Raw genomic sequence first — 23,139 nt, 5'->3', positions numbered from 1 at the left:
CCCCCGTTCCCGGAAATCCCGGCCGCGCATCACAGCGCGTGCGATACCGGCGTGGCGGCAGCCGAATCCCGTTACTCTGTCTGGAGGCCCGGCGCATGTGCGCCGCACGCCGAGCACCAGCGCCGGACCGCGAATTGTTCAGCCCCCTGCGCTGCCCCGGTGAGCGTCATGATGTATCTGTTCGACTGCACGATGGACCCCGGCGACCTGGCCCTCCCCCAGGCCCATCAGGCCATGCAGATCCACAAATTCTGCACCGTCGACAACTGCCTGGTGCGCCGCCGCGCCCGCCAAATCCTGGTCGACCGCGGCCAAATGGTCCTCGGCCCCCGCGCCGCCCGCCGCCCCGGCTGCTAACCCGAAACCACCACCACCGCAACCACCACCAACAAAACCAGCGCCACTACTGCCAACCCCAACACCAGCAGCGCCGTCAGCTGCGAAGCCTCCGCCCGCTGCGACGTCGGAACCAGCCCCGGCCGAACCGGATTCACCCCGAACTGTTCCGGCGGCACCCCGTAGCCAGGCCCACCCGGCGCAGCAGGCGCACCCGGCGCCACGCCCCCGTACATCCCGAACCCAGGCTCCCCACCCGCACCCGGCCCGCCCGCGACAACCACGCCCGCAGCGTGACTTCCGCCGTTCCCCGTCGCACCGAATCCCACGGAAGCATCGGATCCCCCAGTCGTTTCCGGTGCCGCAGTTGGGGCGGATGCTGCGGTCACGTCGGCGGTCGATTCCGACGTAGCCGCCGAAACCTCCTCCAGCACATCGGAGCCCGCATCGCCTCCCGTGCCCGCCGTAGCTCCACCACCGCCGGAGCCGCTCGTCGGCACGAACGCCCCGGAATCCGGATGCCGCGTCACCGCCCCCGACTGTCCCTGCGGCCCAGCGGATTCCGGTTCGGCTCCGTTGTCGACACCGACCGGCACCTCCGAGCTCTCATCACCGTCGTTGGGCTCGGTATCCGCGGTCGACGCACCGGGCGGCGTCAGCGCGGTCGACGGCTCCGCCACAAGTTCGTCGAACCCAGGCGATTCGGGCAATCCGTTACCCTGCCCGGCCATGTCTTCTTGTGGGTCGCCGGGAATCACCGGTTGCGCCACCACGTCGGTCGGCCGCTGCGACGGGTCGACCGTGGGGGCGTCCACGGGATTGGGGCGGACGGTCGGTCCGGAGCTCACGCGTTCGGTGACCTGCTCCGCGTGCTGGGGCACCCAGCCCGGGGCCGCGGGTTGCGAGGGTGCCGGGTATCCGGCGGGGGGCTGGGCGGGCGGCGTGGCCGATTGCGGTTGGGGTACCGGGTAATTGGGGGCGGGGATCGGGTTCGGTTGCGGGACCGGCACGACGGCGGGCTGCGGCGGGGCCGGGTAGGCGGCGGGTTGTTGCGGAGGGCCTGCCGGTTGCTGGGGAGGGACGGCGGGGTAGCCCTGGGGTGGGGGTGGGTAGGCGGCGGGGGCCGGGTAGGGCTGGGCTGGGTAGGGCTGGGGGGACGCCGGATTGGGGTAGGTCGGGCGTTGGTGGACCGGGTGTTGGGCCGGGGGGCCGGAGAGGGCGGCGCGGGCGGCCTTGGCAAAGGCGACGCAGGTGGGGAAGCGGTCGACGGGGCGCTTGGCCATGGCCTTGGTGAGGACCGCGTCCATGGCCGGGGACAAGCCGGGGCGGCGCATGCTCACGGGGGGCGGGAGGAGTTGGAGGTGGCCGCGGATGAGTTCGGCGGGGTGGGGCGAGTCGTAGGGGCCCGCGCCGATCAGGAGCCAGTAGAGGGCGCAGGCCAGGGAGTACTGGTCGGTGGTGGGGTCGAGGGGCGCGCCGGTCATCTGTTCGGGGGAGGCGTAGGCGAGGGTGGCGGTGAACATGCCGGCCTGGGTGAGGTGGGTGGAGTCCTCGCGCAGGCGGGCGATGCCGAAATCGGTGAGGAACACGCGTTCACCGTGCCCGGCGACGGCGCGCGCCAGAATGATGTTGGCGGGCTTAACGTCTCGGTGCAGCACCCCCATGCCGTGCGCGTAATCCAGTGCGCTGGCGACACCTTCGATCACCTGCACGGCGCGCTCGGGCGGCAGGGTGGCGACATTGATGCCCGCCGCGTCGACCCCGTCCACGTACTGCATGGAGATCCACAGCATGTCGCTCTCGGTGCCGCGGTCGTACACCTCGACGATATTGGGGTGATCCAGCCGCGCGACCAGATCCGCCTCGCGTTCGAACCGCGCCCGGATCTCCCTGTCCGCGTACAGTTCCCGATTCAGCAGCTTGAGTGCCGTCAGCTTGCCGAGGCGGGGATGGCGGGCCAGATACACCGAGCCCATCCCGCCCTGGCCGAGCAGCCGTTCGATGGTGAACCCGGCGAACACGTCACCACTGTTCAGCACTGTTCACGACCCCCTTCCGGTGACGTACAAGTCCGTGAGCCTACCCGCCGAAACGCCGTCCGGGCAGGTCAGCCCGGGGTCACCAGACCGGATTCGTAGGCCAGGACCACCGCCTGCGCGCGATCGCGCAGGTTCAGTTTGGTGAACACCTTCGACACGTGTGTCTTCACGGTTTGCTCGGCCACGAAAAGGCTTTCGGCGATCTCGGCGTTGGACATGCCGCGCGCCACCAATTCCAGCACCTCGCGCTCGCGCGGGGTGAGCACCTCCAGCCGCGGTGCGGGCGCACGCCGGGCCCGGCGGCGTGTCACATCGGCGATGAGCCGACGCGTCACGGTCGGCGCGAGCAGGGCATCACCCGCGGCGACCACCCGGACCGCGCGCACCAGTTCCTCGGCGGGCGCGTCCTTGAGCAGGAATCCGGAGGCCCCGATGCCCAGCGCCTCGTACACGTAGTCGTCGATGTCGAAGGTGGTCAGCATGAGCACCCGCACCGGCGGCTCGAACCCCGCCGACAGGATGGCCCGCGCCGCGTCCAGCCCGTTCATCTCCGGCATGCGCACATCCATCAGCACCACGTCGGGCCGTAGCCGTTTCGCTTCGGCCACAGCGATTTTCCCGTCCGCCGCGTCCCCGACCACACTGATGTCGGGTTGCGCAGCGAGCAGCGCCCCGAACCCCTGCCGCACCATCGCCTGGTCGTCGGCGATCAACACGGTTATCCCCACAGTCGCACCTCACGCACGCACCCGAGTTTGCCACGTCACGGGCGGGGCGGCTCCCACGAGACCAACTTCGCACCCCACCGGGCCTCACACCCCGAGTTCGAACGCCCCCGCCGCGATCGGCACCGGCGCCAGCGGCAGCTCCGCGTGCACCTCGAAACCACCGTCCGTGCGCGGCACGGCCGTCAGGATGCCGCCGACGGCCGCCGCCCGCGCCTGCATACCGGCGATGCCGCTGCCCGCGGTGATCGACTGCTCCCCCGGCCGTACCTCGACCGCACGATCATTGGCGACCTGGAGGGTGAGTGCCGCCGCGCACGCGACGTGCACCCGCACCGCCGCGCCCGGCGCGTGCCGGGTGGCATTGGCCAAGGACTCCTGCACGATTCGGTACAGCGCCAGCCCCGTGGTGTCCGGCACCGCGTCGAGGCTCCCGTCCACGGTCCAGCTGATCGGCACCCCGGCCCGCTGCGCGCCCTCGAGCAGCACCGGCACATCGGCGGCCGACGGCTGCGGGGCGTGCTCGGGCAGTTGCCCATCGCTGCGCAGCACGCCCAGCATGCCGCGAATCTCGTTGAGCGCGGCCCGCGCTCCGGTTCCGATGGACTCGAATTCGGCGCGCGCGTCGGCCGAGAGCCCGTTGATCCGATACGGCGCGGTCTGCGCCTGCACCACCACCATCGACATGTGGTGTGCCACCACGTCGTGCAGATCCCGCGCGATGCGCGCCTTCTCCTCGAGGATGGCGCGACGCGCGCGCTCCAGCTCGGTCTCCTCCTCGGACTTCAGCAGCGCCTGCCGCGACACCACCACCCAGCGGATGAGCAGCCCGAACACCACCAGCCCGGTGATGGCCAGCGGCCAGCCGAATCCGGCCTCCGCGAAACTGTCCCCGGTCTTGGCCATGGTGGTGGCGAACAGCAGCGAGGTCGCGACCCACACCACCCCGACCATCCGGATGGGCGCGCGCACCGCCACCGCGAAGACCAGCGCGAACAGCGCGAGGATGTGCACCACCTGGAACGGGATGGTGTTGCCGGGCTGATTGGGCACGGCCAGCGCGATCAGCAGCGCCGATCCGGCCGAAACCGCCCACCCCAGTAAGGGATTCACGCGCAGCAGCACGATCGGGAACGCCGCGAACCCGGCGATGAACGGGGCCGCGGCCGCGGGCACCTTGTGGGTGAGGTGCAGCGTCGGCCACGCCACCGCGATGAAGGTGATCGCGAGGATCACCGTGAACCCGTCGAACACCTGCCGCGCTCGGGCGGTGCGGGCCTGCACAGACTTCTTTCCGACCATGCCCTCGACGGTAGAGACTCGGTGTGGCCACCACGTCATACCGGTGAGTGATCTCCTACCCCCTACCCGGGTACGACATCGGCCCGCCTCTCCCCCGGCTCGCCTGTCCCGGAACCGTCCCGCAGGCTGACGCCCTGGTCGAGACGCGATTTCTAGATTTTGAGTCATGAGAGCGTTCCCGAATTCCCGCAGGACTTCGCCCCGTTCCACCCCGATGTCCGCCCCCGTAGCCACCGCGTCCACTACCGCGCTCGCGGCGACCACTCCCGAGCCCACCGGTCGCGAGGTCCGCTGGAGCGGGCTGCGCCGAGTCGCCGCCCTCACGGCCGCCGCGACCGTCGCCTGCTCGGCGGGCATTGCCTTCGCCCCGAGTTCGAGCGCCGCGATCCCCGGACCGGTGGTGCCGGAGAACGCGGCCGCTCGCATCGGCATTCTGGAATCGGTTGCCGCGCACCCGGATCCCTCGCTCATCCCCGAGGATTTCGTCACCTTCGCCGGTTATCGCCCGGTGGTCGAGGGCGGCATGCTGATCAACCCCAAGGGCGACTGCTCCTCCCCGGTCCCGCTGCCCGCCGAGTTCGATCTGGCCTGCGATGCCCACGATCTGGGCTACGACCTGCTGCGCTACGCCGCGTCGACCGGCCAGCCGCTGGGCCCGTGGGCCCGTCAGACCGCGGACGCGGGCCTGGAACGCCGCATGCACGCGGCCTGCGACACCCGCGCCAACCCGCTGTCCCGCTCCGAATGCCACGTCATGGCCGGCATCGCCGCCACCGCCGTGGACCTGAACTCGGTGCGCCAGGACTACGGCAACCCGATCTACGAGCCCTTCTTCGAGCACACCGGTACGGGTCCTTCCCCCGCCACACTCGCCCTGTCCGGGATCGGTCTGGCCGCTGGATCGGCGCTCGCGGCAACCATCCTCATCCGCCGCACCCGCTCCCGCCGCGCTGCCGGCACACGGCTGCGCGGCGGCGATGTGGCGGTGGCGCTGTGACCCGCGTGCCCGGACCTCAACCTCGTCATCCCGGCGGGCTTTTGGCCGGGATCCACCCCACCGCGTTGGATTCCGGCCAAGAGCACGCCGGAATGACGGAGGGCTCCGCCGGAGAGCCGGGCAGGTCGCGAATCCGGTTCGGATCGTCCATATTTCGCGTGCCGCGGGTGGGGACCAGCGCGGCGATAGCAGGTGGGACCATGATTTCGCTGGCTCCGGGATTGTTGCCGCGCACGCCTTCGGCGCAGGCGATTCTGACCGCGCTGCTGGTGTTGATCGCACTGGGTGTGGCCGCGCTGATTCGCATGGTGCTGCGGTGGACTCGGTTCGGGGTGACGCAGGTGGAGCGTGCCCGAGTTCCGGTGTCGATCGTCGCGCTGGGGCTCGTCGGAGCCTCGATGAGTTATGCCGAGCATTGGCAGAACAAGCTGCGGGCCGCCATGGGCGTCGGCGGGATCGGACCGGTGTACTGGGCGCAGTGGCTGGCGTGGACCGTGCCGCTGATCGCGGTGGTGCTGGCCGTCGTCGCCGGAGTCCGTTGGGTGGTCCGGCGATTGGGCCGGGTGCGCGCCGTGGCGGTGGGTGTCGCCGCGGTGGTGGCGTTGCAGCTGGTGATCGTGCCGACGGTGGTGGAGTGGCGCAGGTCGGCGTATGCGGCGGCCAACTCGTATGTGGATCCGGAACTGGCGCAGCCGGATTCACCGGCCCGGTCGGGGAGTCCGGTGTCGATGGCGAGCTGGCCATCGCTGGGTGCGCAGGGCCGCCGATTCGTGGCGGGCACCCCGGCGCGCACCGTCCGCGTCTATGTCGGGCTCAACTCCGCTCCCGACCTGGATTCCCGGGTGGCGCTGGCGGTTCGGGAGCTGGAGCGCACCGGCGGCCTGCAGCGCGACAATCTGGTGGTGACGGTCCCGACCGGTTCGGGCTGGATCGACGGTGACGCCGCCAAGGGTCTGGATGCCCGCTTCGGCGGTGATGTGGCGCTGGTCGGCCTGCAGTACTCGGACGCCCCGAGCTGGGTCACGTTCCTGTTCGGCCGCGATGCCGCCGAGCAGTCGGCGCGGGCGCTGTTCCGGGCGGTGGAGCAACGGATTTCGGCGCTACCGCATCCGCCGAAGCTCTACATCTACGGTCAGAGCCTGGGCGCGCTGGGCGGCAGTTCCGTCTTCGCCGACGACGCCGATCAGGACAGCCGCACCTGTGGCGCGCTGTGGGCGGGCCCGCCCGCCGGGGACGTGCATCACGGCCACGCGACGGTGCTGGCGAATGCCTCGGATCCGGTGGTGCACTGGTCGCCGTCCCTGCTGTGGCGCGCACCGGATCTCACCGGCACCCGCCCGGACGCCCCCGTCCCCCAATGGCTTCCGGTGATCAGCTTCCTGCAGACCACCGCCGACCTGCTGGGCGCGCTGGACGCCCCGCCCGGTCACGGTCACCGCTACGGCACCGACCAGGGCACGGTGCTGCCGGGATGCTGAGCGGCGGAACGGAATTCGCGGGTGAAGTCTGCCGCGAGCCGTTCGATGGCGGCCGCCGCGTCGAGGCGGGAGCGCCAGCTCTGCGGGATGGCGTGTACGCCGAGCCGCGCGCCCAGCAGCGCTCCGCACACCGCGCCGGTGGAGTCGCTGTCGCCGGAGTGGTTGACCGACAGCAGTACTCCGTTGCGGAAGATCTGTTCCGGTGTGCCCCCGGCATTCTCGGCGCACACCGCCGCGCAGACCCCGATGGCCAGCGCCTCCGGGCCGATGACTCCGGTCCCGAGCGGTTCCAGCAGTCCCGGCAACGGCATGGGCCGCCCCCGGAAGGCGACCGCGTCCGCCAGCCCCACCGCCTGATCGAGCGCGTAGGTGGTCTCCTCGTGATCGCGGTGGCGGATCAGTTGCGCCCGCGCGTGTTCCACCGCCGCCCGCACATCCATGCCCCGCCCCAGCCCGTGCACCATGGCCGCAAGCGCCCCCGCGGGCAGCCACGCGCCGGGATTGCCGTGCGTGAGTGCCGCGGCGTCACAGGCCAGTTCGAAGGAGAAGTCCGGTGACGGCGTGAATCCCAGTGGCGCGGACCGCACCACGGCCGCGCACCCTTTGGAGTCGTTGATGGGATGCTCCCGCGTGCCCAGCGGCACCCCGGGCCGCTGCCGGGCCGCCACCCGCCGCATGGCCGAGATGGTGGTCTGGGTGGGTCCGCGATTGGTCATCAGTTCCGGGTATCCGGTCAGCCCGCTCTGCAGTGGGACCGGCTGTTCGGGCACCGCCTGCCCCTGGCCGCGCAGCCACACCAGCAGGCTCTCCTGGATCAGCCCGACGGTGGCGGCGGTCCCGCGTTCCCGGATCCGCGCGCCGCGGATGAGCGCCTCCATGGTGAACAGCGCCAGCTGGGTCTCGTCGGAGATGCGGCCCTTGTAGCCGTTGCCCTCCCCGGTCACCCCGGCGATCCCGTAGCGCTGCTGGATGTTCGGCAGCAGCATGGTCTCGATGGGCGCGCCGAGCGCGTCGCCGATCGCCCCGCCGTAGAGGCAGCCGAGCACGGTGTCCTCGCGCGGCACCCATCCGGTGGCGGTGGCGCGCGGCCGCCGTACCAGCGAGACCGGTTCGGCCACCGTCTCCCAGGCGGCCTGCGCGAATTCGAAGCAGGTCTCGTAGCGGTCGCGCGGGTCCTTGGCCAGCGCCCTGTGTAGCACCGCGTCCAATTCCGCGGGCAGTTCCGGCCGTAGCGCGGTGACGTCCGGCGGCGGGGATTGCAGATGCCCGAGCATGACGGTGGCGATATTGGGCGCGTCGAACGGCCCGCGCCCGGTGAGCAGCCGGAACAGCGTGCAGGCCAGCGAGTATTGATCCGAGCGCGGCCCCATGGGCGCGGAGGTCAACTGTTCGGGCGAGGCGTAGGCGAGAGTGGCGTTGAGCATGCCGGTGCGGGTCAGGTGGGCGGTGTCGTTGAGCACCCGCGCGATCCCGAAGTCGCTGAGCAGGGCTCGTTCCGCGAATCCGGTCCCGATGCCGCCGGAGCGCGACAGCAGGATATTGGCGGGCTTCACATCCCGATGCAGCACGCCGCGCCCGTGCGCGTAATCCAGTGCGGCCGCGGTCTGCACGATGATCTCCAGCGCGCGTTCGGGCGCGAGATCGTAGGGATCCACCGACGCCCCGTCGACCCCGTCCACGTACTGCATGGCGATCCACAGCTGCTGATCCTCATCGCCCCGGTCGTAGACGGTGATGATGTTGGGATGGTCGAGCTGGGCGATCACATCGGCCTCGCGCTCGAACCGCATGCGGGTCTCGGTCTCCCCGAACATCTCCCGATGCAGCAGTTTGAGCGCGATCAGTCGCGGGAGCCGAGGGTGGCGGGCCGCATAGACCGAACCCATTCCGCCACGGCCCACTTCGCGCTCGATCACGTAGCCAGCGAAGACCTCGCCGCGTCGCAACATCCCCAAGAAAACCCTTCACACACGACGAACGAGAGCCAGCCTACCGGTCTGGACCGACGCGCCGCAGTCGTTGCCGGATCGGCAGGAAGTCGACCGTCCGGAACCGGACACACCGGGCGGACAGCAAACGGCCCCCGCCGGTGGATACCGGCGGGGGCCGAATTCGCTTGTGCGAACTGCTTGATCAGGCGATCGGGCCGCGGGCCGCTTCGTAGGCCGCGCCGACGCGGTAGAGGCGGTCGTCGGCCAGGGCCGGGGCCATGATCTGCAGGCCGACCGGCAGGCCGTCGTCGGCGGAGAGGCCGGACGGGACCGACATGGCGCAGTGCCCGGCCAGGTTGGTGGGCAGGGTGCACAGGTCGGAGAGGTACATGGCCAGTGGGTCATTGACCTTCTCGCCGAGTTTCCACGGGGTGAAGGGGCTGGTCGGGGAGACCAGCACGTCGACGGACTCGTAGGCCTTGTCGAAGTCCTGCGCGATCAGGTTGCGGACCTTGTTGGCCTGACCGTAGTAGGCGTCGTAGTAGCCGCTGGAGAGCGCGTAGGTGCCGATCATGATGCGGCGCTTGACCTCCGGGCCCAGCCCGGCCTCACGGGTCAGGGACATGACCTGCTCGGCGGAGTGGGTGCCGTCGTCACCGACGCGCAGGCCGTAGCGCATGGCGTCGAAACGGGCCAGGTTCGAAGAGACCTCGGACGGCAGGATCAGGTAGTACGCGGGCAGCGCGTACTCGAAGTGCGGGCACGACACCTCGATCACTTCGGCACCTAGATCCTTGAGCTGCGCGACCGCGGCATCGAAGGAGGCGAGCACGCCGGGCTGGTAGGAGTCGGAGTGAAGTTCCTTCACCACACCGACTTTCACGCCCTTCAGATCGCCCTTGGCACCCTCGCGGGCGGCGGCGACCACCGGCGGCACCGGCACATTGCGCGACGTGGAGTCGCGCGGGTCGTATCCGGCGATGACCTCGTGCAGCAGCGCGGTGTCCAGCACGGTGCGGCCACACGGGCCACCCTGATCCAGCGAGGACGCGCACGCGACCAGGCCGTAGCGCGAGACCGTGCCGTAGGTGGGCTTGGTGCCGACGGTCGCGGTGACCGCGGCGGGCTGGCGGATCGAGCCACCGGTATCGGTGCCGATGGCCAGCGGGGCCTGGTAGGAGGCGAGCGCGGCGGCCGAGCCACCACCCGAACCACCCGGAATCCGGTCGGTATCCCAAGGATTGCGGGTAGGCCCGTACGCGGAGTTCTCGGTCGACGAACCCATGGCGAACTCGTCCATGTTCGTCTTGCCGAGGATCGGGATTCCGGCGGCACGCAGCTTGGTGGTCAGCGTCGCGTCGTACGGCGACACCCAGCCCTCGAGCATCTTCGACCCGCAGGTGGTCGGCATGTCGGTGGTGGTGAAAACGTCCTTGAGCGCCAAGGGAACACCGGCCAGCGGCGAGGCGACGGTGCCGCCCGCGACCTGCCGGTCGACCTCGGCGGCGGTCACCAGCGCCTGTTCACCGGCGACGTGCAGGAAGGCGTTGATCTCCCCGTCGACTTCGGCGATGCGCTGAATGTGCGCCTCGGTGACTTCGACCGCGGACACGGCACGCGAATGAATCTTGTCCGCGAGATCGGCCGCGGACAGCTTCGTCAGGTCTGTCATGCGCCCTCTCCCAGAATCTGCGGAACCATGAACCGCTGCTCATCGACCGCGGGAGCCATGGCCAGCGCCTGCTCCGGGGTGAGGCAGGGCGCCACCACGTCCGGGCGGGTGACGTTGGTCTCCGGATTCGGGGATGCGGTGGCGGGCACGTCCGCGGCGGCGACCTCGGAAATCTGTGCGACGTGGGTCAGGATGGAATCCAGCTGACCGGCGTACAGATCGAGTTCGTCGTCCGTCAAAGCGAGCCGGGACAGCCGGGCGAGGTGAGCGACCTCGTCCCTGGAGATGGCGGGCACCGCGGGACCCCTTTCGGCATGGTTCGAGCTTGGGTAATGGCCATCCGACAGCCTAGTGGGTGTCCGCGGGTCACCGGTCGCAGGTGTGCGCGAGACCTGGCAACATCAATGTGTAACCGATGGGTAAGTGGCCCGCCTCACACGAAACCTTCGATTCGATAACCGGGTCTCGAGGGTGTAAGTATTGCGGGACTCGGGTACCCGTCCGAAAGTTTCACTGGCAAAAGAAAGAAAGGAAGGCACGTGTCCTACCTGCTTCGCGTGCAACTTCCCGATCGCCCAGGAAGTCTCGGATCGCTCGCCCTCGCGCTGGGTTCGGTCGGCGCGGACATTCTCTCGCTGGACGTGGTCGAACGCGGCGACGGTTTCGCGATCGACGACATCGTGGTGGAGGTGCCCTCGGGTGCCCTGCCCGACACCCTGATCACGGCGGCCGAATCCCTGCACGATGTGCAGGTCGATTCGCTACGCCCGTACTCCGGGATCCTGGACACCCACCGGGAACTCGAGTTGATCGATCAAGTCGCCAATGCGCGCGACGATCGGTTGCAGGTCCTCGTCGACGGCGCGCCGCGGGTGCTGCGGGTCGGCTGGTCGACCGTAATCGATATGGGCCCGCAGGGGGCCTACCGCGTGGTGGGCTCGCAGAGCGCACCCTCCACCCAGGCCGCCTCGGCGCCGTGGATGCCGCTGGAGAAGCCGACCGTCCTCGACGGCGACGGCGACTGGGTGCCGCAGCTGTGGAAGGACATGGACACCAAGCTGGCCGCCGCGCCGCTGGGCAATACCGGCAAGGTGCTGCTGCTGGGCCGTCCGGGCGGGCCGGACTTCCGGCCTTCGGAGGTGGCGCGGCTGGGCTATCTGGCCGGGATAATCGCCACCGTCCTCGGCTGAGTTTCTTTCTGCCCCTTACTTGTTCGCCTGCTTGTTGAGGGCGTCCAGGAATTGCAGTGCGCCGATGCCGCCGAGCGGTCCGGCGATGAAGATATTGCCGATGACCGCTCCGATCGCGCCCAGCGCGGCGCCGGTCACCAGGCAGCCGCCGAGGAATCCGGGGATCGCCAGTGCGCCGATGGTCATGGTGCCCGCGGCCGCGCCCAAGACGATGCCACCCGCGACACAACCGATGGTCGCGCCGACGACGGTGCCGATCAGGGTGCCCAGGGTGACGCCGAGCCCGGCCATGGTGGAGAAGTTCATGACCGCGGTGTTGAAGTCCGGGGACTGCCAGTCGAGGGCGGTGTCGTGCAGCGCGGCATCCGTGAGCGCTGCCGGGATGACGGGTGCGGCATCGGTGACCGGGACGGCCCGCGCCGGATCGGTGACCGGGGTCAGGGTCGCGGTGGCGCCGTGGATGTCGGCGGTGATCGGCCAGTTCTTGCCGTCGCGCTGGTAGGTCAGCGGAATGCCTTCCAGCGCTTTCCCGTTCGCGTCACGCACCGAGAAGCGGCCGTCGGTGGCGGTGAGGGTGCCGCCATCGGTGCTGACGTGCACGGCACCGTCCACGATCTCGGCGGTGAAGTGCAGTCCGGAGGGCTGGTGCGCCGGATCCGGTTGCGCCGGTTCGGCATTGGCGGTGGCTGCGGTGGCCAGGGCGACGGCGGACAGCGCGGCGACAATGGCCGCGTTCGGGGTACGCATGGGGGACTTGCCTCTCATCAGGTTGGTGCGACATGCCTTCGGGTCAGGGTGCGAAGGCGATCAAGCGACGGACGTGGTGTCCGGTGCGGGCAGGAATCCGGTGCGCAGGAAGAACCGGATGCTCGCGTCGACGGCGTGCGCGTCGAGGTGTGGCGCGGCGATGTTCGCGCCGCGCAGACCGCGGTCGGTGCGGGTGCGGTCGAATCGGATCGGCCCCGGGGGTGTGGGGGGCCGGGCCTGGAGCAGGGCTCGACACCGCTCGCCGTCACTGCCGAGACGCGAGAGCAGGTCGATCCAGGTCGGCTCGGATACCGGGGTCAACCGGTAGCCGAGGGTATGGAGTCTCTCGAGAACTGTTGCGAGAGAGGTCGGTTCGGGCGCGAGGTGGTGGTACACGCCGGTGCCGCCGGTGTACAGCAGGTGGGCGACGGCATCGGCCACATGGTCCACCGGCACCAGGTTCACCGGCATGCTGTCCTCGGGCGCGACACCCAGCGCGACCATGGCGCGCACCATCGTCCAGAAGGCGTCACGCTGATTGCCCGCACCGGTGCGGGAGTGCCCGCTGATGCGCCCCGGCCGGTGTACGGCGACGGGCAGGCCGCGTTCCCCGGCTGCGAGCACCAATCCCTCGGCCACCCATTTGGCCTGAATATAGCCATTGGCAAGGACTTTCGGGGCGGGTGCGCGATGCCCCTCCGGAATCGGATCGGGGTTCGCGTCGGCCGCGACGGCGGTATCGCAGGCGGAGATGTAGTGGACCGGGATGGCCCGGTGCAGAGTCGCCAGCCGCAGGATCTCCCACGTGCCGTCCACGATGCCGGGTCGGAGCCGTGGATACGGGGTCAGATGATGTACAGGCGCACCGTTGTGCACGATGGCATCCACCGATTCCGCGAGCGCCCGGTAGTCGTCCGGCTCGAGCCCGAACGCCGGTCGCGCCAGGTCCCCGACCGCCACGCTCACTCGATCCCAGGGCACCTCGATTCCGTACCGCCGCAGACTATCTCGCAGCCGAGTAGCGGGGTCTGGGCCGTCCGGGGAGGCCCGGACGAGACAGGTCACCCGGGTGCAGGGCAGTCGCAGCAGGCTGTCGAGCAGGAATGCGCCGAGGAATCCTGTTGCGCCCGTGAGCAATATCCGGCGCGGCGTGCTCGCGGCCACGATTCCCGGTACCCGGAACTCGGGATCCAACCGGGCGTCGGCCGCCAGGTCGGGGACCGGTCGCGGGCGGTGCCCGCCCGCCGCTAGTTCGGCGGCGAGTTCGGCCACGGTGGCGGTCTCGAAGATGGTGCGCACCTCGACCGGCATGGCCAACTCGTCCCGGATGCGGGCCGCCAGCCGGGCGGCGGTCACGGAATCGCCTCCGAGCGTGAAGAAGTCGTCGTCGATGCCGATCGAGTCGACCCCGAGCACATCGGCGAAGAGCGCACACAACCCGCGCTCCCGGGCATCGCGCGCGGCACGCGATGGCCCCGGCGCAGCGGGCCGAGGCAGGGCAGCCCGATCGAGCTTGCCCGTCACCGTCACCGGCATCCGATCGAGCACGATGAAGGCGGACGGAATCTGATAGCGCGGAATCCGATCCAGCAGATGCCGCCGCAACTCCGCCGGACGTGGCGGCACGCCACCGGGCACCACGTACCCGATCAACCGATCGTCCACCACCGCACAGGCCGCCGACGTCACGCCGGGATAGGTAGCGAGCGCCGCCTCGATCCCCGCCGGTTCGATCCGCACCCCGGCCAGATTCACCTGATCATCGGTGCGCCCGAGGTATTCGAGCCGCCCGTCGAGCAGCCGCCGCACCCGATCCCCGGTGCGATAGAACCGTGCCCCGGGCAGACCCGCCGGATCAGGGACGAAACGCGCGGCCGTCAGCCCCGGCCGCCGGTGATACCCCAACGCCAGCGACTCCCCCGCCAGATACAACTCCCCCGGAGTCCCCGGCGGAACCGGCCGCAACCGAGCATCGAGCACCTCACAGTGCACCCCCGAAACCGGCTCCCCGATCAGCGGTTCCGCACTGTCCGCCAGCCGCGCCCAGGTGGCGTCGACGGTGGCCTCACTCGGCCCGTACAGGTTGTAGGCGGCGATTTCCGGAGCGGCCCGCAGGGCATTCCACAGCGCCGGCCCCACCGCCTCACCACCGAGCGCCAGCACAGCGGGCCGATACCCGCCGGGCGCCAGCATCCCGGCCGCCACCAACCGCTCAGCCGAAGTCGGCGTGACATCGAGAAAATCGATCCGATGCCGCGCCGCATACTCCACCAGCAACTCCGGCCGCACCCGCACCTCACTCGAAACAACATGCAGCTCATGCCCATTCAACAGCCACAGCAGCCCTTCCCACGAGGTGTCGAAACACAACGAGGCAGTAAGCGCCGCCCGTCCGGGAACAGCCGAGTCCGCGATGAACGTCCGCCGATGGCTCGCCGCAAGATTCACCATCGCGCGATGAGTGATCAACGCGCCCTTCGGTTTTCCGGTACTGCCGGAGGTATAGGTCAGGCACAGCGGCATATCGGCGCGAACACGCGGCAGACCCGCCTCGGAGAGCTCACACTGCGCACCGTTTGGACCGTCTGCCGACACCACGACCGTGGCCCCACTGTCGGCATACAGATATGCCAGGTGTTCCTCCGGATGATCCGGATCCGCAGCCACATACGCGGCTCCCGTCGCGAGGGTCGCGAACAGCGCCACGATCGCATCGACCGTGCGCGGCATGACCAGCAGCACCACCGACCCCGGCCCGGCGCCGCGGGCGTGCAGATGCGCGGCCAGCGCCTCGACCCGTCGTCCCAGCTCGGCGAAACTGATCCGATCCACGGCATCGACCACCGCGATCCGCTCCGGTGTCGCCCGTACCCGAGCACGCAGCATTGCGACGACGGTGTCATCGCTCGACTCCTGCACCGACTGTTCCGCACGGTCGTGCCAGGCATGCAGCAGCGCCTGGTCCGCGGCGTCGAGGAGTTCGAGTTCTTCGACGGGCTGATCCGGTTGGGAGAGGAGGGTTTCCAGGAAGTGGGGTAGGCGGCGGGCGTGGGCTTGGAGTTCGGCGGGGGTGTACAGGGCGGGGTTGCCGTCGATGATGAGGCGGATGCCTGCTTCGCCGTAGTCGTAGAGGCGGAAGGCTATGTCTTCTTCGACGCCCGCGGCGACGTTGCGGACTACGGCGGGGGCGTCGGCGAAGCAGAGGCCGAAGTCGAAGGGCATGACGTTGACGGAGGGGCCGGAGACTCGGCGGTCTACGTTGGCGCTCAGGCGGTTTCGGAGGAGGTCGCCGTAGCGGTAGCGATGGTGGGGGCGGCTGGTGCGGAGGTGGTCGCGGATTTGGGTGGTGACGTCGGTGAAGGTGGTGGCGGGGGTGAAATCGGTCCAGCTGTGGATGGCGTTGACGGTCATGGTGGGGACGCGTAGGGCGGGGGTGCCGATGCGCATCATGACCGGGAGGACCAGGTTGATTTGGTCCGCGCCGGTGAGGCGGTGCAGGTAGGCGGCTACACCGGCGATGATCGCTTCGGCGGACGTGGCGGTGCGTAGGCCACGCAGGGCGGTCACCAATTCCCTTGGGAAGTCTGCAATTACGCGAGTCATCTGGGGAGACAGTGGTGCGGTGCGGCCGGATGCGCCGACCGGTTCGGGGCGGTCACGTTCGTAGTTCGCCCAGAAATCCGCCGCGCGGGCATAGTCCTCGGAGAGTTGGTCGCGGTGATCGTGTTCGGCGACCGCTTCGAGGGAGCCGAAATTCACCGGTGGCAAGACGGTTCCGGCGATCAGTGCGGTGTAGGTCTGGGCGACGCGGCGGGCGAGCAGGACCAGCCCGTAGCCGTCGAGGACGATGTGGTGGAGGCGGTGGTACCAGAGCACGGTGTCGTCGTCGATGCGGAACAGCGCGTGCGCGAACAGCCGGTCGGTGTACACGCACCGGTCGGTGCCCATGTCCGTGGACATCCACTCCTGCGCGGCCGCAAGAGGATCGGGCTGCCCGAGCAGGTCGGCGAGGTGGATCGGGCAGTCGGCGGGTTCGGGTTCCTGGCGTGGCCCGTCGGCGGTGTCGCGGATGCGCAGGTGCAGGGCCGGAGTTTCGGCGACGGTGGATCGGATGGCCTCGGCCAGGACGTCCTCGCGAACCTCCCCGCGGATCTCGACGTACTCACCGATGTTCAGCATGGCCGTGGCGGCGAGTTGCTGTTGCTGCTGCCAGATCTCGTATTGCGCAGCGGTGAGCCGCATCAGCTCTCCCGGGCGGAGCCGGTGAGCAGCCGCCACCAGGCATCCAGGGTGGGCTGTTCGAGCAGGTCCATGAAGCCGATCTCGCACCCGGCGGCGCGCCACCGCTCCACCAGCGACAGCACCCGCACCGAGTCGAGGCCGGCCGCGAACAGGTCCGCCGTAGGGGCCAGTTCACCGGGGTCGAGGAACAGCTCGTCCGCGATGTCGGAGCGCACGCGGTCGAAGGTGAGCGGTGGGGACACAGGGTGATTCGCTCTCAGTCGAGGGGGCGGTCGCGGAGTTCGCGGCGCAGGATCTTGCCGCTGGGGTTGCGGGGAATACGGTCGGCGAACTCGAAGCGGGACGGAATCTTGAAGGCGGCCAGCCGGTCTCGGCAGAACTCGAACAGTTCGCGGGCGGTCGCGGTGGCCTCGGGTCGCAGCGCGACGACGGCGTGCACGCGCTCGCCGAATCGCTCGTCGGGACGGCCGATCACGGCGACATCGGCGACCGCCGGATGTGCGGCCAGCACGTTCTCGATCTCGGCGGGGTAGATGTTCTCCCCCGCCACGATGATCAGATCTTTGATGCGGTCACACAGGAACAGGTAGCCGTCCGCGTCGAGATACCCGGCGTCGCCGGTGTGAATCCAGCCGTCGCGCAGGGTGTCCGCGGTGGCCTCGGGATTGCGCCAGTACTCGAGCATGTGGCCCGGAGTGCGCAGCCGGATCTCGCCGACCGCGCCGATGGGCAGCACCGTCCCGTGCTCGTCCACGATCTCCACGCCGAAGCCCGGGTACGAGCGCCCGGCCGCGCGCAGCAACGGACTGCCCGGCCGGTGCACGTGTGGCGGCAGGCAGATCGCGGTGTTGCCGGTCTCGGTGAGGCCGTAGATCTGCGCGAACTCGCAGCCCAGCCGTTCGATCGCGGTGCGCAACAAGGCTTCCGGGATCGGCGAGCCGCCGTAGACGACCTTGCGCACCCCGGCCAGCGCGTCCCGCTCCGTGACGGGCTCGTCGAGCATGAGCCGCAGCATCGACGGCACCACGCACACGGTGGTCACACCGAATTCCGCCACCAGCCGCACGGCGGCGGCACTGTCGAAGCGCGGCATGGCCACCATGGCGGCTCCGGTCGCGAAACCCTGTGCCGCCCACCAGAGTCCACCGACATGGAACCCAGGTATGCCGATCAGCCCGACATCCCTGGCTTGCCAGTCGATCCAGTCCAGGCCCGCGTCGGCGAGCGCGTCGCGCACGGCGAAGAAGCTGCGGTGCGCGAGCACGACGCCCTTGGGCAATCCGGTGGTGCCGCTGGTGTAGAGCTGGACGACCGCGTCATCGGGGCTCACCCGGTGTTCGGGCTCGACCGACGGCTGGCCCTCGTACCAGTGCGGGAATTCCTCGGTGGTGACCACCGGAATATCCAGCTCGACCAGCGCTGCCCGCAGCGCGGTGTCCACGAGAATCAGCGTCGTCCCGGAATCACCGATAATGTAGGCGATTTCGGGTGCGGTGAGCCGGAAGTTGATCGGCACCAGCACCATTCCGGCGCGAGCACAGCCGAGCAGGGCCGCGTAGTAGTCGACCGATTCCAGCCCCAGATAGGCCACCCGCGCCCCGGGTTCCATTCCCACGGCCCGGAATCCGGCGGCGATCCGGTCGGCGGCCCGATCCAGCTCCCCGTAGCCGAGCGCGCGATCACCGCAGATCACCGCGGTCGCGGCCGGATCCGGATGATGGCGGGCCAGCTCCGCGAGGGTGGCCGGGCGCACGCCGATCATGCGGCGCTCGCGGTGTCCACGACCACGACCCGGATCTTGCCGTCGCAGGCCCCGCCGTGCTCGTCCCGGAATCCGTAGCTGGTCTCCAACGCAATCCGTTCGGACGCGTCCGGGCCGGGCCGGTAGCGGGTCGCGCGGTCGATCACGAACTCACCGGTGAACGAGCTGGAGTCGATGGCGCGTCGAAAGATATTGCGGGACTCCGCGATCAGCACATCGGGCAGATACCGGCGCAGAAACTCCGGCATGCTCCAGTCGTCGAGGACCGGGCCGGTGCGGTGGCGGACCATGGTGGCCATGGTCTGGTAGAGCAGCTGGTTGTAGCAGATGCCGACCTCGACGGCATTGAGATGTCCGGTGTCGTCGATGTAGCAGGGTTCGGGGATCGAGAACGTGCCCGTGCCGACGACCCGGTCGTCACTCACGGTGACCGTCAACGACTTCAGGTAGCGGCAGTGCGGCTTGTAGCAGCGCAGCACCACCGCCAGCTCGTCGGCTCCGGCTTCGAAAACCGCTGTCGTGAGCGTCATTTCAGTCCTCCACGGCATCGTGCACGGTGACCCGCCAGGACACGGCGGGCTCCGGGGTGTCGGTGTGCACGGCGCGGTGCACCAGACTGCGGTTGTCCCAGACCAGGACGTCACCCGCCTCGAAGGTCTGCAGGTGGACCGGAACCATGCCGGGGGCGCCGTCGAGTTGTCCGGTGGCGGTGAGCAATTCGCGCAGCAGCTCGGGCCGGGACCGGCCGTCGGGGCCCTGGACGGATTCGGTGAAGCCCTCGCTCACGTACAGCACCCGCTCCCCGGTGTGCGGATGCTCGTACACGGTCGGCATGGTCACCGGCGGCGTCTTGGCGTCGATCTCGGCCAGCAGCTCGCACACCGGGCGGAACACATCGTCGGGCCGGATCTTGAAGTAGCGCCGCACCGTATGGGTCGCCGTCGTGCCCTCGACCGCCTTCTTCAACTCCGGCGACAGCGCCTCGTATGTCTTGGCCAGATCGATGAACAGGGTGCCGCGATTCCGCTCGGGCACCACACGTGGACTGGTGAGGGTGATGTCGAACGGCCGCGGCATGAACTGGTAGTCCGAATGCCAGAAACGTCCGGTCTTCGGTACGCCGACGCGCTGCCCGCCCTCGACCACATTGGAGGACACGAACACCTCGCGGTGCTCCGGATGATGGTAGGCGGGCTCGTAGTACGCCTCCGGCGTGCCCAGCCGCCGCCCGAGTGCGAGGAATCCGGCGACGTCGAGGTCCAGCCCGCGCAACAGCACGATCTTGTCGCGGTAGACCGTCTTGCGCAGCAATTGCACGTCTTCGGCGCTGTCCGGGTCGAAATGCTCGGCCACCAGGCCCATCCCGGGCTGGGGTGTCATTCTCACGGGTTCCTCCGATCTCGGGGTGCGGCCATCGGGAGGAGTCGCGGCCGCGGTGCGCCCGGTTCCCCGACACCCGGAGTTTGTGATCTGTTCGACAACCGGGAACCCGGATGGCCCGCCATCCGACGGCTGTCATGTGCTCTCCGCAATCCGCGCGACGCCGCGCCCCGTTCCCGGACCCCGTTCCCGCCGCACCGGCCCGGCTCTGCTGCTGGCCGGAGCCCTGCTGGCCGCCGGCTGCGGGACCGCCGCGAAAGAGTCCGGCCCCGCCGACCTTTCGCAGACTCCGCTCACGGCCGCCGCGACCAGCTACCCGCTGACCATCGACAACTGCGGCCGCAGCCTCACCTTCGACCGCGCCCCCAGCCGGGTGCTGCTCACCAACGGCGCATCGGTCGCCGAGGCCGAAAGCTTCATCACCCTGGGCCTGCAGGACCGCATCGTGGCCAACAGCCAGTCCTACGGCATCTCCGATCAGCCCGGCATGGCCGACGCGGTGGCGGCACTGCCCACCGGCGGGCTCACCCTCAACGAGAACAGCGCGGTGCCGCGCGAACAGATCCTGGCGCGCAAGCCGGATCTGGTGGTGTCCACCTGGTACGGCGAATTCGACGACAAGATCGGGTCGATCGGCCGGGACGCGCTGGCGGCGGCCGGAATCCAGGGCTTCGTCGACCCGGCCAACTGCGCGCTCGGCAATCCGAACGCCTCGGCCGCCGACAAGGAGCGCGCCAAGGGGCAGACGGTGGACGCCTCCTTCGACCTGCTGCTCAACCTCGGCCGCATCTTCGACGTGCAGCAGAAGGCCGTGGATTACGTTAAACAGCAACGGGATCGGATCGCCGCGATCCAGCAGCGGGTGGCCGGTCAGCCGAGACCGAATGTGCTGCTGGTCTACCCAGGCATGGCCGCGATGAACTCCAACGGCTTGCCAGCGTTTTCGGCGGCGGCATCTACGACGATGTGATCAACCGGGCAGGCGGGCGAAACCCGTTCGGCGGCAAGAGCTCCGAGGAACTCGCCGACGTGAACGCCGAAGCGCTGGCCGCGAGCCCCGTGGACCTGGTGGTGATCGGCCGCTACCGCGCCGACGAGGATGCGGCCAAGATGGCCGACGAGCTGTTCGCGAAGTTCCCGCAGTGGGCGGCCTCGAAGAACAAGAAGTTCATCACCCTGTCCGACAGCCCCTACATCGGCCCGCTCAACGCCGTCGCCATCCAGAAGATCGCCGATGCACTCCACCCCGCCGGCTGATCGCGGACGCGTGAGTGATGGACGCGTGAGCGGTGGACGCGTGAGTGATGGACGCGGTAACGGCGGACGCGGGACCACGCAGGCGGCGGGACCGCATCCGGTGTCCGGCAAGGCTTTCGGGCCCTTGCTGGCCGTGCTGTGCGCCGGATTGGCGGTCGCCGTCGTGGCGGCCGTCGGCCTGGGCACGGTGAGCGTCGCACCGCCGGACGTGCTGCGAGTGCTGGCCGCGCACCTGTTCGGCGGCGCGCCCGCCGATCCGCTCACCGATCAGATCGTGTGGAGCTTCCGCGCGCCACGCGTGCTGCTAGCCGCCGTCGCCGGGGCCGGGCTGAGCCTGGCCGGGCTCTGCCTGCAGAACCTCGTCCGCAACCCGCTCGCCGACCCGTACCTGTTCGGCGTCACCTCCGGTGCGTCACTGGGCGCGGTGCTCGCCATGACCACCGCGACCCTGGCGGCCACCGGATTCGGCGTCACCGGAAGCGCGTTCGCGGGCGCGCTGCTGAGCCTGGCGCTGGTATTCGCGCTGGCCCAACGTGGCGGGCGATTACTCGGCGCGGACCTGCTGCTGGCCGCGATCGCCGTGTCATACCTGGGTACGGCGGCGACCAGCTACCTGCAATTGCGCGCCAAGCCCGCCGAACTGCGCGGCGTGATGTTCTGGCTGCTCGGCTCCCTGACCGGGGCAAGCTGGTCGAGCCTTCTCGCCCCGGCCGCCGCAGTGGCCGCCGCACTGCTTGTGTTACCCGCACTCGCGCGCGGCATGAATGCGCTCGCCCTCGGCGACGACACCGCCGCCGGACTGGGCATCAACCCGAACCACCTGCGCATCTGGCTTCTGGTGATCTCCGCCCTGCTCACCGCGACGGTCGTGGCGGCTGCGGGCGGCATCGGCTTCGTGGGCCTGATCGTCCCGAACGCCGCCCGGCTGCTGGTCGGCCCGAATCACCGCCGCGCCCTGCCGGTTTCGCTGCTGCTCGGCGCGATCTTCCTGGTGCTGGTGGATTTGGCGGCCCGGACCGTGGACCGCCCCAACGAGATACCCATCGGCATCCTGACGGCGGCCCTGGGCGCACCTGCCTTCCTGGTGCTGCTGCGACGTGGAAGGAGCAGCGCACGATGAGAAATGCGCAGCGCCCCAAGAGAATGCGCGGGATAGCATGAGGATTTCCGTGACCGGACTCGGGGTCACGATCGACGCCGCACCGATCCTGAGCGGCGTAGAACTGGAGATCGCACCGGGCTCGTTCACCGGACTGGCCGGACCCAACGGGTCGGGCAAATCCACCCTGCTGCGCTGCCTGTACCGCGCCCTGCGGCCCAGCGCCGGGGTGGTGTGCATCGGCGACGAGGACGTCTGGCGCACCAGCGCTCGCCGAGCGGGCCAACGCACCGCGGTGGTGGCCCAGGACCACGGCCTCGACCACGGCTTCTCGGTGCTGGAAATGGTTGCCATGGGGCGCATCCCGCATCAAGGCGTATTCGGCAGCGACAGCGCCGCCGACCGGGACATGGCACACGCGGCCCTCGAACGGGTCGGCCTGACTCAGGCGGCCGGACGCATGTTCTCGTCCCTCTCCGGCGGCGAACGCCAACGCGCCCTACTCGCCCGCGCCCTCGCCCAGCACACACCGGTCCTGCTCCTCGACGAACTCACAAACCACCTCGACCTGGGCGCCCAACTCGAATTACTCGAACTGGTCCGAGATCTCGGCCTCACCACCGTCGCCGCCCTCCACGACCTCGACCACGCCCTCGCCTACTGCGACCACCTGATCCTGCTGTCCGACGGCGCGGTCGTAGCCAGCGGCCCACCTGTCGAGACCCTCACCCCCGAACGCGTGGCGACACTCTTCGGTGTCCGCAGCGCCATCGTCGATCACCCCCTCACCGGCCGCCCCCATTTGGTCACTGCCCCAACCGAACTCATCTCGGCGGCCCCCGAACCCGCACCGACCCCGGAGAAATCCGCCCGGGCAGCGTCCCAACCCAAAAGCGTAGTGCCCGAACCCGAACCGGCAGAGAGGGATCCACTCGGATGACCGAATCCGCGAGCGTCGACACAAACCCCGGCACCACGGGGA

The 23,139-nt window shown here is 69.6% G+C and carries 20 protein-coding genes; 8 read left to right on the top strand and 12 right to left on the bottom strand.

The features are described 5' to 3' along the window. Nucleotides 1-159 precede the first annotated feature (159 nt). Complete coding sequence (locus ACYVN4_RS31015; RefSeq protein WP_460725538.1) at nucleotides 160-357, top strand: hypothetical protein; 198 nt, start codon at nucleotides 160-162, stop codon at nucleotides 355-357. Here the strand turns inward: ACYVN4_RS31015 and ACYVN4_RS31010 are convergent. The 3 genes from ACYVN4_RS31010 to ACYVN4_RS31000 all read right to left on the bottom strand — a co-directional run bounded on the left by ACYVN4_RS31010 (nucleotide 354) and on the right by ACYVN4_RS31000 (nucleotide 4,402). Next, nucleotides 354-2,375 (bottom strand): serine/threonine-protein kinase, encoded by a 2,022-nt coding sequence (locus ACYVN4_RS31010; protein WP_460725537.1) that lies wholly within the window; start codon nucleotides 2,373-2,375, stop codon nucleotides 354-356. The two genes, ACYVN4_RS31015 and ACYVN4_RS31010, sit on opposite strands and share 4 nt — an antisense overlap. A gap of 68 nt (nucleotides 2,376-2,443) precedes the next feature. Beyond that, nucleotides 2,444-3,103 carry a response regulator gene (locus ACYVN4_RS31005; RefSeq protein ID WP_460725536.1) on the bottom strand — a complete coding sequence of 220 codons (660 nt, stop codon included), beginning with the start codon at nucleotides 3,101-3,103 and terminating at the stop codon, nucleotides 2,444-2,446. Nucleotides 3,104-3,187: 84 nt separating this feature from the next. Beyond that, nucleotides 3,188-4,402: a sensor histidine kinase gene (locus ACYVN4_RS31000; RefSeq protein ID WP_460725535.1), complete on the bottom strand. Its 1,215-nt coding sequence runs from the start codon at nucleotides 4,400-4,402 to the stop codon at nucleotides 3,188-3,190. Nucleotides 4,403-4,568: 166 nt separating this feature from the next. On the opposite strand from ACYVN4_RS31000, the gene ACYVN4_RS30995 reads away from it, so the two are divergent. Together ACYVN4_RS30995 and ACYVN4_RS30990 are read left to right on the top strand one after the other, a co-directional pair. Further along, nucleotides 4,569-5,399 carry a hypothetical protein gene (locus ACYVN4_RS30995; RefSeq protein WP_460725534.1) on the top strand — a complete coding sequence of 277 codons (831 nt, stop codon included), beginning with the start codon at nucleotides 4,569-4,571 and terminating at the stop codon, nucleotides 5,397-5,399. A 200-nt stretch (nucleotides 5,400-5,599) separates the two neighbouring features. Continuing rightward, nucleotides 5,600-6,877 (top strand): alpha/beta-hydrolase family protein, encoded by a 1,278-nt coding sequence (locus ACYVN4_RS30990; RefSeq protein ID WP_460725533.1) that lies wholly within the window; start codon nucleotides 5,600-5,602, stop codon nucleotides 6,875-6,877. On the opposite strand, the gene ACYVN4_RS30985 is transcribed toward ACYVN4_RS30990, so the two are convergent. The 3 genes from ACYVN4_RS30985 to gatC form a co-directional block, all read right to left on the bottom strand. Beyond that, nucleotides 6,838-8,826, bottom strand: a complete 1,989-nt coding sequence (locus ACYVN4_RS30985) for an ADP-ribosylglycohydrolase family protein (protein ID WP_460725532.1) — start codon at nucleotides 8,824-8,826, stop codon at nucleotides 6,838-6,840. The two genes, ACYVN4_RS30990 and ACYVN4_RS30985, sit on opposite strands and share 40 nt — an antisense overlap. A gap of 184 nt (nucleotides 8,827-9,010) precedes the next feature. Continuing rightward, entirely contained in the window at nucleotides 9,011-10,480 is a 1,470-nt protein-coding gene (gene gatA / locus ACYVN4_RS30980; RefSeq protein WP_460725531.1) for an Asp-tRNA(Asn)/Glu-tRNA(Gln) amidotransferase subunit GatA, read from the bottom strand. Continuing rightward, nucleotides 10,477-10,776 (bottom strand): Asp-tRNA(Asn)/Glu-tRNA(Gln) amidotransferase subunit GatC, encoded by a 300-nt coding sequence (gene gatC, locus ACYVN4_RS30975; protein WP_379364766.1) that lies wholly within the window; start codon nucleotides 10,774-10,776, stop codon nucleotides 10,477-10,479. Before gatC ends, gatA begins: the two co-directional genes overlap by 4 nt. A 243-nt stretch (nucleotides 10,777-11,019) precedes the next feature. Here gatC and ACYVN4_RS30970 point away from each other — a divergent pair, with 243 nt between their 5' ends. Then, nucleotides 11,020-11,670, top strand: coding sequence for an ACT domain-containing protein (locus ACYVN4_RS30970; RefSeq protein ID WP_379364768.1), 651 nt, complete (start codon nucleotides 11,020-11,022; stop codon nucleotides 11,668-11,670). Nucleotides 11,671-11,685: 15 nt separating this feature from the next. Here the strand turns inward: ACYVN4_RS30970 and ACYVN4_RS30965 are convergent, their stop codons facing one another. The 6 genes from ACYVN4_RS30965 to scoE are packed head-to-tail and all read right to left on the bottom strand — an operon-like array spanning nucleotide 11,686 to nucleotide 19,801. Beyond that, a complete protein-coding gene (locus ACYVN4_RS30965; RefSeq protein WP_460725530.1) occupies nucleotides 11,686-12,417 on the bottom strand; it encodes a hypothetical protein in 732 nt (243 codons plus the stop codon). Between the two features lie 60 nt (nucleotides 12,418-12,477). Then, nucleotides 12,478-16,659: a thioester reductase domain-containing protein gene (locus tag ACYVN4_RS30960; protein WP_460725529.1), complete on the bottom strand. Its 4,182-nt coding sequence runs from the start codon at nucleotides 16,657-16,659 to the stop codon at nucleotides 12,478-12,480. After that, nucleotides 16,659-16,901 carry a phosphopantetheine-binding protein gene (locus ACYVN4_RS30955; protein ID WP_460725528.1) on the bottom strand — a complete coding sequence of 81 codons (243 nt, stop codon included), beginning with the start codon at nucleotides 16,899-16,901 and terminating at the stop codon, nucleotides 16,659-16,661. The genes ACYVN4_RS30960 and ACYVN4_RS30955 overlap by 1 nt, the downstream gene beginning before the upstream one ends. A 14-nt stretch (nucleotides 16,902-16,915) precedes the next feature. Further along, nucleotides 16,916-18,421 (bottom strand): long-chain-fatty-acid--CoA ligase, encoded by a 1,506-nt coding sequence (locus ACYVN4_RS30950; RefSeq protein ID WP_460725527.1) that lies wholly within the window; start codon nucleotides 18,419-18,421, stop codon nucleotides 16,916-16,918. Then, nucleotides 18,418-18,951, bottom strand: coding sequence for an FcoT family thioesterase (locus ACYVN4_RS30945; protein ID WP_460725526.1), 534 nt, complete (start codon nucleotides 18,949-18,951; stop codon nucleotides 18,418-18,420). Before ACYVN4_RS30945 ends, ACYVN4_RS30950 begins: the two co-directional genes overlap by 4 nt. A 1-nt stretch (nucleotide 18,952) precedes the next feature. Continuing rightward, nucleotides 18,953-19,801, bottom strand: a complete 849-nt coding sequence (gene scoE / locus ACYVN4_RS30940; protein ID WP_460726769.1) for a (3R)-3-[(carboxymethyl)amino]fatty acid oxygenase/decarboxylase — start codon at nucleotides 19,799-19,801, stop codon at nucleotides 18,953-18,955. A gap of 139 nt (nucleotides 19,802-19,940) precedes the next feature. Between scoE and ACYVN4_RS30935 the strand changes: the two genes are divergently transcribed. From ACYVN4_RS30935 to ACYVN4_RS30920, 4 genes are read left to right on the top strand one after another with little or no spacing between them, the layout of a single operon-like run. Further along, complete coding sequence (locus ACYVN4_RS30935) at nucleotides 19,941-20,771, top strand: ABC transporter substrate-binding protein (RefSeq protein ID WP_460725525.1); 831 nt, start codon at nucleotides 19,941-19,943, stop codon at nucleotides 20,769-20,771. Beyond that, a complete protein-coding gene (locus ACYVN4_RS30930) occupies nucleotides 20,768-21,058 on the top strand; it encodes a substrate-binding domain-containing protein (protein WP_460725524.1) in 291 nt (96 codons plus the stop codon). The genes ACYVN4_RS30935 and ACYVN4_RS30930 overlap by 4 nt, the downstream gene beginning before the upstream one ends. 40 nt (nucleotides 21,059-21,098) lie before the next feature. After that, entirely contained in the window at nucleotides 21,099-22,178 is a 1,080-nt protein-coding gene (locus ACYVN4_RS30925; RefSeq protein WP_460725523.1) for a FecCD family ABC transporter permease, read from the top strand. Between the two features lie 49 nt (nucleotides 22,179-22,227). Beyond that, entirely contained in the window at nucleotides 22,228-23,097 is an 870-nt protein-coding gene (locus ACYVN4_RS30920) for an ABC transporter ATP-binding protein (protein WP_460725522.1), read from the top strand. The last annotated feature ends 42 nt before the right edge of the window (nucleotides 23,098-23,139 follow it).

Source organism: Nocardia heshunensis, assembly GCF_054782115.1.
The sequence above is the reverse complement of the archived record's forward strand: the minus strand, read 5'-3'. Positions and strand labels throughout refer to the sequence as shown.